This is a genomic window from Actinopolymorpha alba DSM 45243 (genome assembly GCF_000373925.1).
Taxonomy (GTDB): Bacteria; Actinomycetota; Actinomycetes; order Propionibacteriales; family Actinopolymorphaceae; genus Actinopolymorpha; species Actinopolymorpha alba.
The window spans coordinates 1-13,518 of sequence record NZ_KB892827.1; the positions used below are offsets into that span (position 1 = coordinate 1).

The following is a 13,518-nucleotide window of genomic DNA, read 5'->3' on the forward strand; positions in this document are numbered from 1 at the left end:
AGGTCGGTGAGGCGGTGCCGTCCGTACTGCCGGATCAGGTCGAGTTGGCGGTATCGGGCCTGGCCCGCGTGTTCTTCGCGGACGAGGATCGACTTGTCGATGAGTTCGGTGACCAGGTCGATGACGTCCTCGGGTTGGGTGTCGTCGGCGCAGACGGCTTCGGTGGCGGCGAGGTCGAAGCTGCCGGCGAAGATCGCTGAGCGGGCCCAGAAGCGTTGTTCTGCTGGGGTGCACAGGTCGTAGCTCCAGTCGATGAGTGCCCGCAGGGTCTGGTGGCGTGGTGCGACGTTCTTCGGCCCGGCGGTGAGGAGGCGGTAGCGGTCGTCGAGGCGTTCGAGGATCTGCTCGGGCGAGAGTGACCGCAGCCGCGCGGCGGCCAACTCGATCGCGAGCGGAATGCCTTCCAGCCGCTGGCAGATACCCACGACCGCGTCCTTGTTGTCCTCGCTGAGAACGAAGTCATAGCGGGCGGCGGTGGCGCGCTCGGTAAAGAGCAGGACCGCCTCCGACGGCGCGAACGCCCCACCCGCTCCTGCCCGGGGGAACTCCTTCGGCAACGACAGCGGCGGAACCGCCACGGTGTGCTCGGTCGCGACGTTCAGCCGCTGCCGGCTGGTGGCGAGAATCCGGAGTCCCGGCGCGGCCCGGAGGAGCCGGTCGGCCAGCATCGCACTGGCCTGCGAGAGCTGCTCGCAGTTGTCGAGAATCAACAGCATATGCCGATCGCTAAGGTAATCGGCGAGAATGTCCATTGGATCCCGGCGGGACTGTTCGCGAATTTCCAGTGCTTCGGCAACGGTCTGGGCGAGAAGGCGAGGATCAGACAGTAGGGTGAGGTCGACCAGCCACGCACCGTCGGGAAACGCGCGCTGCAAACCCGCCGCGACCCGCAGCGCCAACCGGGTCTTGCCCACACCGCCGACACCGGTGAGCGTCACCAGCCGCGCAGTGGAAAGAATCCTGCGTACTTCGGCCAGTTCACTGCGCCGCCCGACGAAACTCGTCGCGTCAACAGGCAGATTCCCGGCCCTGGTTTTTGTCGCGTATCCGGTTGCTCTGGACATAGTCTTCACCAACTGGCCGTTCCTGAGTCGAGACGGCCAGGCACAAGACAACACTATGTCGTGCCGGCCACCAGATGAAAACTTTTGCCCGCCCGCCGTGGCGGTGTTCGACATATCTGTCCAGCTCTTCGAATAACGGGTTACGGTCGCATCTTGTACGCCGCGTTCGTTCCGTTAGAGATTGGTTTGATCGCCTTATCCCAGCCGCCCGCGATATTTCGTACGACGAAAGGTGTGTCGGTGCCTGCGCGCAGGAATTAGCGTGAGTCTGGAGCGGCCAGCTCCGCCGGTGCTTGCTCGAGGGAGGAGACCGGCATGAGGACGAGTCCTGTGCAGGAACATCCCGGGGCCGCACACGGCGGAATCGCTCGGACCGTGCTCGTCGCCATGGTGGCCGCACTCGGCGGTTTCCTCTTCGGTTACGACACGGCCGTCATCAACGGGGCCGTCGCCGCCGTCCGCGACACCTTCCACGCCAGTCCATTCGTCCTCGGGTTGTCCGTGGCGGCGGCGCTGCTCGGATCCGCGGTCGGTGCGTGGTTCGCCGGGCCGCTGGCCAACCGGCTCGGCCGGATCCGGGTCATGGTGATCGCCGCGGCGTTCTTCACCGTGAGCGCGGTTGGTTCCGCACTGGCGTTCGCGATCTGGGACCTGGCCAGCTGGCGGTTCATCGGCGGCATGGGTGTGGGCGCCGCCTCCGTCATCGCCCCGGCGTACATCGCCGAGATCTCACCGGCACGGGTACGCGGACGGCTCGGCTCACTGCAGCAGCTCGCGATCGTCAGCGGCATCTTCGTCGCGCTGCTCGTCGACTACGCCCTCGCGACCGCGGCGGGCGGAGCCATGCGGGACCTTTGGTTCGGGCTCCCGGCGTGGCGCTGGATGTTCTTTTCCCTGTTGGTGCCGGCCGTGGCGTACGGCTCGCTGGCTCTCCTGATCCCGGAATCGCCGCGTTATCTCGTGGCAAGCGGGCGGCTCGCCGAGGCGAGGGGAGTCCTGGAGGAGTACGTCGGTGGCGACCCGGACGAAAAGATCCGCGAGATCCAGGGGACCCTCGCGGCCGCCCGACGGACGAGGTTGTCGGACCTGCGCGGTCCCAGGCTCGGGCTGCTGCCCATCGTGTGGGTGGGCATCCTGCTGTCGGTGTTCCAGCAGTTCGTCGGTATCAACGTGATCTTCTACTACTCCTCGGTCCTGTGGCAGGCCGTGGGATTCAGCGAGGCGGACGCACTGAAGATCACGGTGATCACCTCGGTGACGAACATCATGACCACCCTCATCGCGATCGCGACGATCGACCGGATCGGGCGCAAGCCGCTCCTGCTCATCGGCTCGACCGGCATGGTCATCACCCTCGGCGTGATGTCGTACTCCTTCGGATCCGCTCCGATCATCGCCGGAAAGCCTGTCCTGCAAGGCGCGATGTCCCTGGTCGCGTTGCTCGCGGCGAACCTGTACGTCGTCTTCTTCGGCCTCAGCTGGGGCCCGGTGGTGTGGGTGCTGCTCGGCGAGATGTTCAACAACCGCATCCGCGCCCAGGCGCTCGCGGTGGCCGCCGCCGCGCAGTGGCTGGCGAACTTCGTTGTTTCCACGACGTTCCCGACCCTCCAACAGGTCGGCCTGTGGTTCGCCTACGGGCTCTACACCCTCTTCGCCTTTCTGTCCTTCCTGTTCGTCACCAAAGCGGTCCGCGAGACGAAGGGCAGAGAGCTGGAGGAGATGTGAGCCGCGCTGCGAACCGTGGTTGCCGAGTTGAAGCGGAACCGGTCCGGGCGGTCAGCAGCCCAGTCCGTGGGGATCCTGGTGAACCCACGGCAGCCTCGTGATGGCCAGGCCATCTCAGATCGTGAAGACTTTGGGGTGCTATGACCCCCTTAAGTTTTCACGGTCTTACTGAGGTTGCGGATGGTTGACCGGTTCGGGTTCTCGTGCGCCGGAGGCGTCACCAGGCAAGGCGAACTGAGGGTACTTCGTGGGGGGATGCCGCGCGAGGTGGCGGCTGTCTCGAATGGCGTACACGTTGTGTCGGATAGTGAGAAGTCAGGCTTCGTCTCACATTGCGTACACCGTTTGATGGACCTCACGCGGCAAGTCCCCACCTCACTAGGCCAATTTGCCTTGCCTGGTGGGAACTTGCCCTGCCTCGCACTGCAGAAGGTGTACACAATGTGAGACAACGTCTGCCTGGTCTCACATCGCGGGCGGACCTGAAGCTGTCGCGGCGCGAACCTTGAGTAGATGCCCAGTTCCCGCGCAGAAGTGGGCATCTACTCAAGGTTCGGCGGGCACGGGTGCCGTGCCTGGCGCCAGTGATCGTCCAGCCCACGAGCTGGAACCGGCCGCGAGCCGTCCGGCTCTGTGAGACAAGCCCGGCCTTCCGCGGAAGAGGGTCGCCTCCCGCCGGCTCAGCGCTCGGGCAAGCGGCCGTTGCGCCGCACCGACAGCGGTCAGCGCCGCACCGACAGCGATCAGTGCCGGGCAGCTGGACGCGAGCGAGCGGGAGTGCCGGAAGTGAGCATCCTGGGCCACCGGGAGTAATCGCTGGGCCTCGCTCGTTATCCTTGTCGACTCTGACCCATGTGAAGGGAGCTGTGTCCGCCCGTGTCGACGGACCCGTCAAGTCATAGATCCAGCCCACCCCGTGATCTGTCCAGTGCGCAGCGGGGTGGTGCCCGATGACCGTCGCACTGGGGATCCTCGCCCTCTTCCTCCTGACCTTTGGTACGGGCTACTTCGTGGCCCAGGAGTTCGCCTACGTCTCCGCCGACCGGGTTGAGCTGTCCCGCCAGGCCGCGGATGGTGACCGGAAGGCCGCCTCGGCGATCAGGGTGATGGAGCGGCTTTCGTTCATGCTGTCGGCCGCACAGGTCGGTATCACCGTCACCGGACTGCTCGTGGGCTTCATTGCCGAGCCCGCGCTCTCCGCGGCGATCCGGCCAGTCCTCGCCTCCGTGGGGGTGGGCGCGGCCGCGGCGTCCGGTATCGCGATCGCGTTCGGGTTCGCGGTGGCCACCGTGATCCAGATGGTGCTCGGGGAGCTGTTCCCCAAGAACCTCGCGCTGGCCCGGTCCGAGACCCTCGCCAAGGCGCTGGCCGGATCGACCCACGTCTACCTCGCGATCGCCGGCCCGGTCGTCACCCTCTTCGACAGCTCCTCCAACTGGCTCCTGCGCAAGGTCGGCATCGAGCCCGTCGAGGAGCTGCACCACGGCGCGACCCTCGAGGAGCTCGGCCACATCATCGGTGAGTCGGAGCAGCACGGCTCGCTGCCGCCGCGCCTGTCCGACATGCTGGAGCGCGCGCTGTCGTTCTCCGAACGCACCGCTGGGCAGGTGATCATCCCGCGTCCTGACGTCGTTCAGGCCCGGGCCGACAGCACCGCGGCGGAGCTGATCCAGCTGATCGCCGAGCACGGACACTCCCACCACCCGGTGATCGGTGCCGACACCGACGACATTGTGGGGGTGGCCGGCGTCCGCGAACTCATGGGCCTGCCGGCCGCCGCGAGCTCCACCGCGCGGGTCGCGACCTTCGCCCGGCCGGCTCTGCTCGTTCCCGCGACGATGACCCTGCCGGTGCTCGTCGGCGAGATGCGGGAGCGGGACGAGGAGTTCGCCTGCGTCGTCGACGAGTACGGCGGCCTGGCTGGCATCGTCACGCTGGAGGACATCGCCGAGGAACTCGTCGGCGAGATCTCCGACGAGAACGACGAGGAGGTCGTCGTCGCCGAAGCCACCGACGGGTGGTGGGTCTTCGACGCCGTACGCCGGATCGACGAGGTCGAGGAACGCACCGCCATCGCGCTGCCAGACAGCCAGAACTACGACACCGTCGCCGGCATGATCGTCAGCGAGCTCGGCAGGTTCGCGCAGGCCGGTGACACCCTGGTGGTGCGCTCCGGGTCTGACGAGCTACCCGGCCCACTCGTCGAGGTCGAGGTCCTCAGCGTGGAGCGGCACGTGCCCGAGCGGGTCCGCATCCGCCTGGCACCGCCAGTAGCCGAGGCCGGAGCCGCGGAAGTGACCGAAGCGGCCGGAGCCAGTGAGGTGGTCGGGTAATGGGCTGGGAGATGGTAATCCTCTTCACCGTCGCGCTCCTCGTCGCATCGGGGTTCTTCGTCGCGTCGGAGTTCGCCCTCATCGGCGCGCGCCGGCACCGCCTGGAGCAGGCCGCGCAGGCCGGGCGGCGTGGTGCCGCGTCGGCCGTCAAGAGCATCCGGGAACTCTCGCTGATGCTCGCCGGCGCACAGTTCGGCATCACGATGTGCATGATCGGCCTCGGTATGGTCTCCAAACCGGCGCTGCATCACTTCCTCGAGGGGCCGTTGATGGCGGTCGGGCTCCCGTCGGTCACCGCGGACGTGGCGGCGCTGATCATCGCGCTGGTGGTCGTGACGTACCTCCACGTGGTGATCGGCGAGATGGCGCCGAAGTCCTGGGTGATCGCGCATCCCGAACGCTCCGCCATGCTGCTCGCGCCGGCCTTCCGGGTGTTCACCTGGACCGTCCGGCCGATCATCGCGGTCCTCAACCGCGCCAGCAACGCGCTCCTGCGGTTGTTCCGGATCACGCCGAGGGACGAGATCGTCAACGTCCGGAACCGCGAGCAGATCCACCACCTGGTGGAGGAGTCGCGGCGCCTGGACCTTCTGAGCGAGGACGACTACGGCCTGCTGACTCGTACCCTCGATGCGCCGGCCGCCACGATCGAACGCGTCATGGTCCCCGCGGACCGGATCGTGTCGGTACCCACCACCGCGACGCCGCAGGACGTCATTGACACGGCGAACGCCAGCGGCCGCACCCGGGTGCTCGTCCGTGCCGCGGACGGATCGGTCGCCGGCGTCGTCCACGTGCGGGACGCGCTGGTCGCCCGCCAGCGAGGATCCGGATGGCGGGCCAGCACGATGGCGACGCCGGTTCCGGTGCTCGCACCCGACACCGACCTGGCGGAGGCGGTCAGCTGCCTGCAGGAGCGGCGTGCCCAGTTGGGTGTCGTACGCACGACGTCAGGTGCGCTCGTCGGACTCGTGAGCCTTGACGATCTCCTCGGCCAGATCATGAGCAGCCAGGCGGCGTAAGAGTCACGATCCTGGGAGTTCTGTCACCGGCCGGCGGTGAGCTGCGCCCGCAGCGTCTTGATGGCGGGGGTGGCGCACACGCTGGCCGGTTGGCCTTTGGTGACCTGGCAGATCGCTGCGGTCAAGGTGTTGGCCGAGCCGTTGATGCCCTTGGCCACCGGGCTGGACGGATGCCCGAGCGCCTGGGCGATGTCGTTCATCGTCTTGCCGGTGAGGACCGACGGGTCGTACTGAACGCCGGAGATGACGTACCTCCCGGCGAAGTCCACCAGCGGGATCGACCCGGTGCCGCCGGTGAGCCGGTCGAACTCCTTCCGCTCGGTGCTGGTGAGCGTGTCCAGCGGGGCGTAGCCGGTCCCCTTGCGCTGGTTGGTGGTCAGCTCCTTACCGACGAAGCTGAGGTAGCTACTGGTGTAGGTCGCGCCGTGGAAGGTGAACGTCGGCGTGTTCGGGTAGACGTCCTCGCTGGCGGAGTGGGTCGCGCGGAGCCCCGAGAAACTCCCGAACCTGCTCAGTGCCACCACCATCGGCCAGCGTTGCGCCGCGCAGTAGGGGCAGTACTCCGCGCCGACGTAGAGAACCTCCGGCTTACCGGCCTGGGAGAGTGCCTGGCCCTTGGCCGGTTTGGGCAGCGTCACAGCGGATCCCCGGCCGACCGATTCGAGCGTCCCGCTGGGCACCCTGGTCACCGCGCGTAGGACCCCGGCCGGAACGCTGGTGCTCGTGGCCTGGCTGGCTGGGCCACCGCTCCTGAGTACGGCGGTCGCGATGATCGCGCCCATGATGATGATCACCGCGGCGATCGCGCCCGCTCCGATGAGCAGCCGCCGGCGCCGCTCCTTGCGTTGCTGCGCCGCGCGCATCGCCGCGAGCCGTTCGCGGCCGGGGCGGGGGCCTTCTCCGCGGGGTTTCGATGGTGCCATGTCGGCCCTTTTCCCTTGTGTCCAGCAAGAGGCAGGGGTTCACCTCGCCTCCAACGCTGCCTGACGGCCGACGCCGACGGAAAGGCGGGGTCGAGCCTTCGTACCGAGGTCTACCCGGGCAGGGCGGCGCGTACGGCGGCGGATGCCGTCTCCCCGGTCGCCTTGAGGGGCTCGGCGCTGCGCTGGGCTCGGCTCAGGATGAACGCTCCCTCCAGCAACGCGAGGGTGGAGATCGCCAGCGACCGGGCGGTGTCCGCGGTCATGCCGGCTGCCTCGAACCGACTCGCCATTGAGCGGAGCCAGCTGTCGAAGACGTCGGCGGTCGCCTGCCGGAGCGGCTCGCTGGTGCTCGCGACCTCGAGCGCGACGGTCGCGATCGGGCAGGCGTCGGCGTAGTTGGTCTCGACCAGCGTTTCGGCGGCGCCGTCGAAGACGTTGCGGACCGCGGTGACGACGTCGGGGGCGGGGTCGAAGATCGCCGAGATCAGGTGGAGATACATCGCGCCGGAGGAGCGGATCACCTCCTCGCCCAACTCCTGCTTGCCACCGGGAAAGAAGTGGTACAGCGATCCGAACGGCGCGTTGGCGGCGGCCACGATCTGCTTCACGCCGGTGCCGGTGTAGCCCTGCCGGCGGAACAACTCGATGCTGGCCTCGACGATGCGCTGCTTGGTGTTCGCCACCCGAATGTCCTTCCTCTCTCCGCCCACCTTAGCTAATCTGCGCTAGAGCGATCTATCAAATCTGGTGGCGCGAAGGGGGTTGCGGGGATGTCGAAGGCGGTTTCGTTGGCACCGGCCGGGAGCCACGGCACGCGGGCGACCCGGGTGCTGCAGGCGATCCTCGCCAGTTCGTTCGTCCTGTCGGTCGTGCACTACGCCGACAACTACCTCCGCTTCGACCGGTACGCCCTCCGACCCGACGGCTTGGTGACGCAGCCGATCATGATCGTGCTGGGCTGGGTGATCTTCACGGTGATCGGCGCGGTGGGCTATCTGATGTACGTCCAGCGCCGCTGGTGGCCGGCCGTGGTCCTGTTCGCGGTGTACTCCGTCACCGGGCTGATCAGCGCGCTTCACTACACCGAGGGCCCGTTGTCGGCGTTCGACCCGCTTCAGCACGTTCTCATCGTCACGGACCTGGTTGCCGGGTTGGCGGTGTTGGGGAGTGCCCTCTGGTTGATGTTCGCGCGGGCGGTTCCGGAGTTGTCGGACTGAGCGGCACCTGCTCGGTGACGCGACGAGGCTCTTCAGGTCCTGGTCAGGTCCTGCCGAGCGTGGCGACGAGTTCGCTGGCGTAGTAGGACTCCCAGGGTTCGTCCGGGTGCAGTTCGGTGTAGTCCCTGTTGAGGCGTACGAGTTCGTAGATCAGTTCGCTTCGCACCGGCCGGACGCCGAGATACTCCGGTAGCTCGGAGAGTCCGATCAGCCAGTCCGCATACCACGAAGCCCAGTCCGGATCGGTGCCGTCGACGATGCGGTAGACGCGCTGGTGCGTCTCGGCCGCCTCGTGCAGGAGCGCGGCGACTTGCTCTGTGTCGTTCATCGGCCCTCCCAACTGGCGGCCCGGCCCTCCTTCCAGTTTCTGACGGCCCTGGGTGTCACGCCGAGGGTTCGACCAGCGCGGGGCGCCGCGGATCGTCGAGGCGGACCACCACCTCGGCGAGTTCGGCGGGGCGCACCTCGGCGTCGTACCTCTCGTAGGCCGGCAGAGTCCACCGCAGCTCAGCCGGCGTGCGGCGGGCGAGGGCGGCCGGCGACAGCGTGAAGTGCACGATCAGGTCCACGGGAAGGCCGCGACCGAGCAGGAGCGAGCCGCTGAGCAGGAGGACGCCGCCTGGAGGAACGCTGACGTAGTCAGACCGGTGTGCTCGCTCGATCGTGGTGTCCCACAGCGCGGGGAGGACCTGGCCGCTGTGGCCCGGTGCGAGCGGGTCGAGTACCTCCCGGACGAGTCCGCCAGTGTCCAGCCAGTCCTCGTACAACGCGTCCGGATCGGTTCGGCCGTGCTCGAAGCGGAGGGACGCGGGACGGAGGAAGTCGTCGGCGCGGACCCGGATCACCCGCCGCCCCCGCACCTGCAGCGGGTCGACCAGGGCGTCCGCCCACTCCTGCGGTGCGGTGGGTGGCGCGCCGTCGATCACCACGCGGGTCCGCAGGTCGCGAGGGCGGGCCGCGATCACGTCGGCGAGTTCCTCGATGAGCCGGTCAGGGCTGACGGGGCGCACCTGCATCCGATCATCCTCGCCCACGGTGGGTGGGTGAGTGGTCCGCGGTCCTGGTGATCGCCGGGCGTCAGCTGTCTGGGTCGATACTGTGCCGCCGCAGAAGTTCGCGCAGGCGGTCGTTGTCGGCCAGGAGGCGTTGGTGCTCGTCGAGGATCGTCGTGAACTCGCGCAGGAGCCGGGCGCGCCGCTCACTCGCCGAGCCCTCACCGCCTGCCAGGCGTTCAGCTAACGAGGGCACATCGCCGCGGGCCAGCACCTGGATGACCTGCTCGCGGACTTTGTGGAGGCTGCAGCCGAGCTTCACGAGCACCTGCGCGGCGACGCCCTCTCCCTCCCGGATCAGCCCGAGCAGGATGTGCTCGGTGCCGATGTAGTTGTGGCCGAGTTGCCGGGATTCGCGGATCGCGAGGTCGAGAACCTTCTTCGCTCGTGGAGTGAACGGCACGTGCCGGATCGACGTCTGCTGCCCCTCGCCGATGATCTCGAGGACCTCCCCGCGTACCGCCTCCAGTGAGATGCCGAGCTCGCGTAGGGCCTTGGCGGCCACGCCGCTCTCCTCACGGATGAGCCCGAGTAGGACGTGCTCGGTGCCGACGTAGTTGTGGTTGAGGCTCTGGGATTCGACCTGCGCCCAGGTGACCGCCCCACGGGCACGCTGGGTGAACCTCTCGAACATGCGTCCCTCCGTCCATTCCTTGGTCGGTGGCCGTTCGTGGCTGAGTGGTGAGTCGCTGTGGCGGGGGAGTCGCCGTGCCCTGGCGCGGAGGTGGCCGGCCAGCGCGGCGTGGCCGGTATCAGAGCTGGCTTCGTCGAGCAGCTGGTCGAGGTCCTCGACCGGCTCGAGTACGAGGTCCCAGCCGTTCAGGGCAAGGAACTGCAGGGTGCAGGCGACGGCGATCGTCCGGTTGGATTTCTGAAAGGCCCGGCGGCTAAGGAGTCCGTGGAGCAGCGCGGCCGCCGCTTCTGTCACATCGTCGCGTTCCGCAGCGCCCCGAGCATCCGCGAGAGCCGCGCTGATCGCGTCGAGATCGGCCAGGTCGACGATCTCCTCCGATCCGCAGTTCAGTACGCGGGCCGCGACGGCGAGGAGGTCGGGAGGCGTAAGGAAGATCATCGATCGTCCTCGCGCAACCGCCGAAGCGTCCGCTCATGCCGGGCCAGGCTTTCCTCGAGGAGCCCTGCGAACCGTTTGTCTCGCCGGCGTTGCTCGACGAGTGCCGCGATTGCCTCGCGGGCGACGTCCGACACTGACCGGCCTTCAACCTCCGCCACTGCCTGCAGGTGCTCGGCCAACTCGGGGTCGAGGCGAAGCAGCATGTTCTTCGTATCCCTAGCCATGGATATCAAGATATCAGGCTATCGCCGCGGGTTCCAAGGGTAGAACATTGCTGCCGGTCACCGGGCGCGAACCGCTGCCGAGCCTTGGAGACGAGCTTGGACAGACGAGCTTGGACAGACGAGCCAGAACGTGAAATAGCCGCGCGAGGAGGTTCGATGACCGCATAAGCCTCAGATGTCTTCACCCGGTGAGGGTGATGGCGCGGCGCGGTGGGGCCGAAATCGTGGGTACTGGAATGGGACCTGTGTCGGCTGTCCGGCGCTGCTCGGGCTCCGCTCGGGGACCGCTCGGGCTGGGCGGCGCTGCTCGGGACGGCGGGGCTCGCCCGTCTGCCGTCCCGTACAGCCTGGAATGTCACGGGAGGCGTCATGCGTGGACGACCGCTTCTTCGGGCCGCCATGGTGGGTGACATGGGGTACGCCGCCGGCCGGCGACGGGTCCGGCGCCAGCGTCAGGAATCCACCGGCGGCCAGGAGCCCCATGGCTCGGAAGCCAGCGACCCGGAGGCCCAGGGCGGCCCCGAGGCCCAGGGTGGCCCGGAGGCCGAGGGCGGCCCGGAGGCCCAGGGCGGACAGCAGTCTGGGGGCGGGCGCGGCGAGGAGCAGCGTCCGGGTGCGGAGCGGCGCGAAGAGCCGGCCGGCACGCCTGCACCGCCGCCGGAGCGGCCGATGAGCCCGCCCGAGCGCATTGCCGCCCTCACGCGGTTGAAGAGGCTCTTCGAATCAGGCGTTCTCACCCGGGAGGAGTTCGAAGCGGAGAAGGAAAAGATCCTGCGGAGCGGCTGAGAAATGCGCAGCAGGGCTGGTGTGCTGGCCGGCACGTGAGCGAGGAGGTCGCGCCATGGCCTTCGGTCCGACACAGATTCTGGTGGTGGGGTTCGAGAACGGAAAGTCCCGCGTCGAGATACTTGACGAACTCCGCCGCTTTCGGCAGCACGATCTGGTATGCCTGCTCGATCTGCTCTTTGTTTCCAAGGACACCGATGGTGCGATCTTTGTCGAAACGAGCGAGTTGACTCCCGAGGAAGCCGCGGATTCGGGCGCCCTCACGGCGGCCTTGGTTGGGCTCGGCTCGGGTGAGACGGGCGGTGAGGCAATGCTCGACGAGGACGCGGTGTGGTACGTCGCCGACGCGATTCCTGAGGGAACGCACGCCATGATCGCCTTGCTTGAGCATCGCTGGGCGATACCCCTGCGCGATGCGGTCGCCCGCGCGGGCGGCGTGGCGCTGACCGATGAGTGGCTGCACCCCGAAGACCTCTCCGCCGTCGCGACGAAACTGTCGGGAAAGCCGCCCGAGGGGTGACCTCCGTGACGATCCACGACTGGCCGGCAGGAAACAGCGAACCGGTTGTCCTCTCCGCCGAAGAGTTTCGCGGCTTGTTCCAGGAGGTTTCCACCTGGGGGCGCTGGGAGGCGAATGCGGACCGCGGGGCCCTCAACTTCCTGACCGCGGACGGCGTCGTTGCCGCCGCGAATCTGGTACGCGCCGGACAGACGGTCACCCTGGCGCGGCCGTTCGATCCGCAAGCACGCATTGACAACCCGAAACCGGGCCTGCACCGCATGACGGTGGTGCCCGACGAGGACGCCCGCGCCGGAGCGGCACGGCTCGCCAAGGACTACGTCGGCATTGACTATCACAACCACGCGCACACGCACATCGACGCTCTTTGCTACGTCGCCTTTGACGGTCTTCTTTACGACGGGAAGCCAGCTAGCTCGATCACCTGGGAGGGCGCCGGAACCGAGGCGATCGACGTTCTCCAGAACGGTCTGGTTGGTCGTGGCGTCCTTCTGGACGTACCCCGGACCCGCCGGGTGGCGTGGCTGGAGCCTGGTGACCAGATCTTCCCCGATGACCTTGAGGCGGCCGAGCAGTCCCAGGATGTACGTGTGCGGACCGGCGACATCCTGCTGGTCCGCACCGGCCACGCACGCCGGCTCGCCGAACTCCCGTCGTGGGATGCGAGTAAGGCCAAGGCCGGCCTGCATCCAAGCTGTGCCCGCTTCCTGGCGGCGCGCGAGGTGGCTGCGCTTGGGTCTGATGGTGACAGCGACACCGCGCCTAGCAGCACCGAGGGTGTTGCGTTTCCCATTCACGTGCTTGCGATCAACGCGATGGGGATCCACCTGCTTGACTATCTCGAGCTCGAGGAGCTGGACAGAGTGTGCGAGGAGATGGGGCGGTGGGAGTTCTTGTTCGTCGCGGCGCCCCTCCGGATTCCGCATGCCACGGGGTCCCCGGTCAACCCCCTCGCGATCTTCTGATCCAGTGTTTGTCTCGCCACCGGGATTGTCAGGTCCCGGCCGAAAGACTGCCCGGTATCCGTAAATACGGCAGGCTCGATAGCCCTTCCTTTCAAGGGTTCTCGAGCCTTCCGGTCCTGTTTGTATGTCCCGCGTCTACCGCGCCGGTTAGAACGGCGGCGGGTCCGGATCGCTGGGTTCCACGGGATCGGTGAGGCGTGGTGGGGTCACCGTGTATTGCCGGCCGTGTGGGTCGGTGTAGGTAAGGTGGCCTGGGCTGGTCTGCTCGACCTTCCAGTCGCCCTCGGTCTTCACCCGGTGGTGGCGTCGGCATAGTGGCGCCACGTTCGCCACGGAGGTTTCGCCGCCCTCGGAGTAGGGCTTGGTGTGGTCGAGGTCGCAGCTGATGGCTGGGCGCCTACAGAGCATCCAGGTGCAGCGTTGGTTGAGTGACTGCACGAACTCTGCCGGAAGACCTCGTAAGAAGCGTTTGGACAGTGGATGCAGGCTCAGCAGCTGTCCGGTGACCGGGTGGGTGATACCGATGGCGAACATCGCATCCGGATTATCCAGATGGTTCGCGATCAACCGCCGCGCTACTTCGGTGAGCACGGGCCCGAACCCGCCAAGCTCCGC

General features: G+C 67.6%; 14 protein-coding genes and 1 pseudogene. 7 read left to right on the top strand and 8 right to left on the bottom strand.

Going from position 1 to position 13,518, the window contains the following annotated elements; genetic code table 11:
- The coding region (locus B141_RS0137755; protein WP_157181603.1) for an ATP-binding protein at positions 1–1,064 on the bottom strand (1,064 nt) is incomplete at its 3' end.
- A gap of 315 nt (positions 1,065–1,379) precedes the next feature.
- On the opposite strand from B141_RS0137755, the gene B141_RS0137760 reads away from it, so the two are divergent.
- From B141_RS0137760 to B141_RS0137770, 3 genes are all read left to right on the top strand, one after another.
- Positions 1,380–2,789 carry a sugar porter family MFS transporter gene (locus B141_RS0137760; protein ID WP_051114305.1) on the top strand — a complete coding sequence of 470 codons (1,410 nt, stop codon included), beginning with the start codon at positions 1,380–1,382 and terminating at the stop codon, positions 2,787–2,789.
- A gap of 950 nt (positions 2,790–3,739) precedes the next feature.
- Complete coding sequence (locus B141_RS0137765) at positions 3,740–5,122, top strand: hemolysin family protein (RefSeq protein WP_020580358.1); 1,383 nt, start codon at positions 3,740–3,742, stop codon at positions 5,120–5,122.
- Positions 5,122–6,144, top strand: coding sequence for a hemolysin family protein (locus B141_RS0137770; RefSeq protein WP_020580359.1), 1,023 nt, complete (start codon positions 5,122–5,124; stop codon positions 6,142–6,144). Before B141_RS0137765 ends, B141_RS0137770 begins: the two co-directional genes overlap by 1 nt.
- 23 nt (positions 6,145–6,167) lie before the next feature.
- On the opposite strand, the gene B141_RS46685 is transcribed toward B141_RS0137770, so the two are convergent.
- Positions 6,168–7,067, bottom strand: coding sequence for a DUF929 family protein (locus B141_RS46685; protein ID WP_020580360.1), 900 nt, complete (start codon positions 7,065–7,067; stop codon positions 6,168–6,170).
- A gap of 110 nt (positions 7,068–7,177) precedes the next feature.
- Complete coding sequence (locus B141_RS0137780) at positions 7,178–7,750, bottom strand: TetR/AcrR family transcriptional regulator (RefSeq protein WP_020580361.1); 573 nt, start codon at positions 7,748–7,750, stop codon at positions 7,178–7,180.
- A gap of 87 nt (positions 7,751–7,837) precedes the next feature.
- Between B141_RS0137780 and B141_RS0137785 the strand changes: the two genes are divergently transcribed.
- Entirely contained in the window at positions 7,838–8,284 is a 447-nt protein-coding gene (locus B141_RS0137785) for a hypothetical protein (protein ID WP_020580362.1), read from the top strand.
- A gap of 43 nt (positions 8,285–8,327) precedes the next feature.
- On the opposite strand, the gene B141_RS0137790 is transcribed toward B141_RS0137785, so the two are convergent.
- The 4 genes and pseudogenes from B141_RS0137790 to B141_RS45055 all read right to left on the bottom strand — a co-directional run bounded on the left by B141_RS0137790 (position 8,328) and on the right by B141_RS45055 (position 10,632).
- Complete coding sequence (locus tag B141_RS0137790) at positions 8,328–8,612, bottom strand: hypothetical protein (RefSeq protein WP_020580363.1); 285 nt, start codon at positions 8,610–8,612, stop codon at positions 8,328–8,330.
- A 55-nt stretch (positions 8,613–8,667) separates the two neighbouring features.
- Positions 8,668–9,300: a nucleoside/nucleotide kinase family protein gene (locus B141_RS0137795; protein ID WP_020580364.1), complete on the bottom strand. Its 633-nt coding sequence runs from the start codon at positions 9,298–9,300 to the stop codon at positions 8,668–8,670.
- Positions 9,301–9,544: 244 nt separating this feature from the next.
- Positions 9,545–9,970 (bottom strand): annotated as a pseudogene (locus B141_RS48500) (Clp protease N-terminal domain-containing protein); the annotation flags it as partial.
- Between the two features lie 434 nt (positions 9,971–10,404).
- Complete coding sequence (locus B141_RS45055) at positions 10,405–10,632, bottom strand: ribbon-helix-helix protein, CopG family (RefSeq protein ID WP_084678775.1); 228 nt, start codon at positions 10,630–10,632, stop codon at positions 10,405–10,407.
- 369 nt (positions 10,633–11,001) lie between these two features.
- On the opposite strand from B141_RS45055, the gene B141_RS51125 reads away from it, so the two are divergent.
- From B141_RS51125 to B141_RS0137820, 3 genes are read left to right on the top strand one after another with little or no spacing between them, the layout of a single operon-like run.
- Positions 11,002–11,418, top strand: coding sequence for an SHOCT domain-containing protein (locus B141_RS51125; protein ID WP_202806063.1), 417 nt, complete (start codon positions 11,002–11,004; stop codon positions 11,416–11,418).
- A gap of 55 nt (positions 11,419–11,473) precedes the next feature.
- On the top strand, positions 11,474–11,938 hold the full coding sequence (locus B141_RS0137815; RefSeq protein WP_020580367.1) for a DUF6325 family protein: 465 nt from the start codon (positions 11,474–11,476) through the stop codon (positions 11,936–11,938).
- Positions 11,939–11,943: 5 nt separating this feature from the next.
- Positions 11,944–12,903: a cyclase family protein gene (locus B141_RS0137820; RefSeq protein ID WP_202806064.1), complete on the top strand. Its 960-nt coding sequence runs from the start codon at positions 11,944–11,946 to the stop codon at positions 12,901–12,903.
- Between the two features lie 147 nt (positions 12,904–13,050).
- Here B141_RS0137820 and B141_RS0137825 read toward each other — a convergent pair.
- Positions 13,051–13,518, bottom strand: a 468-nt coding sequence (locus B141_RS0137825; protein ID WP_026257948.1) for an HNH endonuclease, incomplete at its 5' end; no start/stop codon positions are given.

What these genes read in the sequence shown, in the direction of transcription:
- B141_RS0137760 (WP_051114305.1), top strand. Translation starts at nt 1,380, where the DNA reads ATGAGGACGAGTCCTGTGCAGGAACATCCCGGGGCCGCACACGGCGGA.
- B141_RS0137765 (WP_020580358.1), top strand. Translation starts at nt 3,740, where the DNA reads ATGACCGTCGCACTGGGGATCCTCGCCCTCTTCCTCCTGACCTTTGGT.
- B141_RS0137770 (WP_020580359.1), top strand. Translation starts at nt 5,122, where the DNA reads ATGGGCTGGGAGATGGTAATCCTCTTCACCGTCGCGCTCCTCGTCGCA.
- B141_RS46685 (WP_020580360.1), bottom strand. Translation starts at nt 7,067, where the DNA reads ATGGCACCATCGAAACCCCGCGGAGAAGGCCCCCGCCCCGGCCGCGAA.
- B141_RS0137785 (WP_020580362.1), top strand. Translation starts at nt 7,838, where the DNA reads ATGTCGAAGGCGGTTTCGTTGGCACCGGCCGGGAGCCACGGCACGCGG.
- B141_RS0137790 (WP_020580363.1), bottom strand. Translation starts at nt 8,612, where the DNA reads ATGAACGACACAGAGCAAGTCGCCGCGCTCCTGCACGAGGCGGCCGAG.
- B141_RS0137795 (WP_020580364.1), bottom strand. Translation starts at nt 9,300, where the DNA reads ATGCAGGTGCGCCCCGTCAGCCCTGACCGGCTCATCGAGGAACTCGCC.
- B141_RS45055 (WP_084678775.1), bottom strand. Translation starts at nt 10,632, where the DNA reads ATGGCTAGGGATACGAAGAACATGCTGCTTCGCCTCGACCCCGAGTTG.
- B141_RS51125 (WP_202806063.1), top strand. Translation starts at nt 11,002, where the DNA reads ATGCGTGGACGACCGCTTCTTCGGGCCGCCATGGTGGGTGACATGGGG.
- B141_RS0137815 (WP_020580367.1), top strand. Translation starts at nt 11,474, where the DNA reads ATGGCCTTCGGTCCGACACAGATTCTGGTGGTGGGGTTCGAGAACGGA.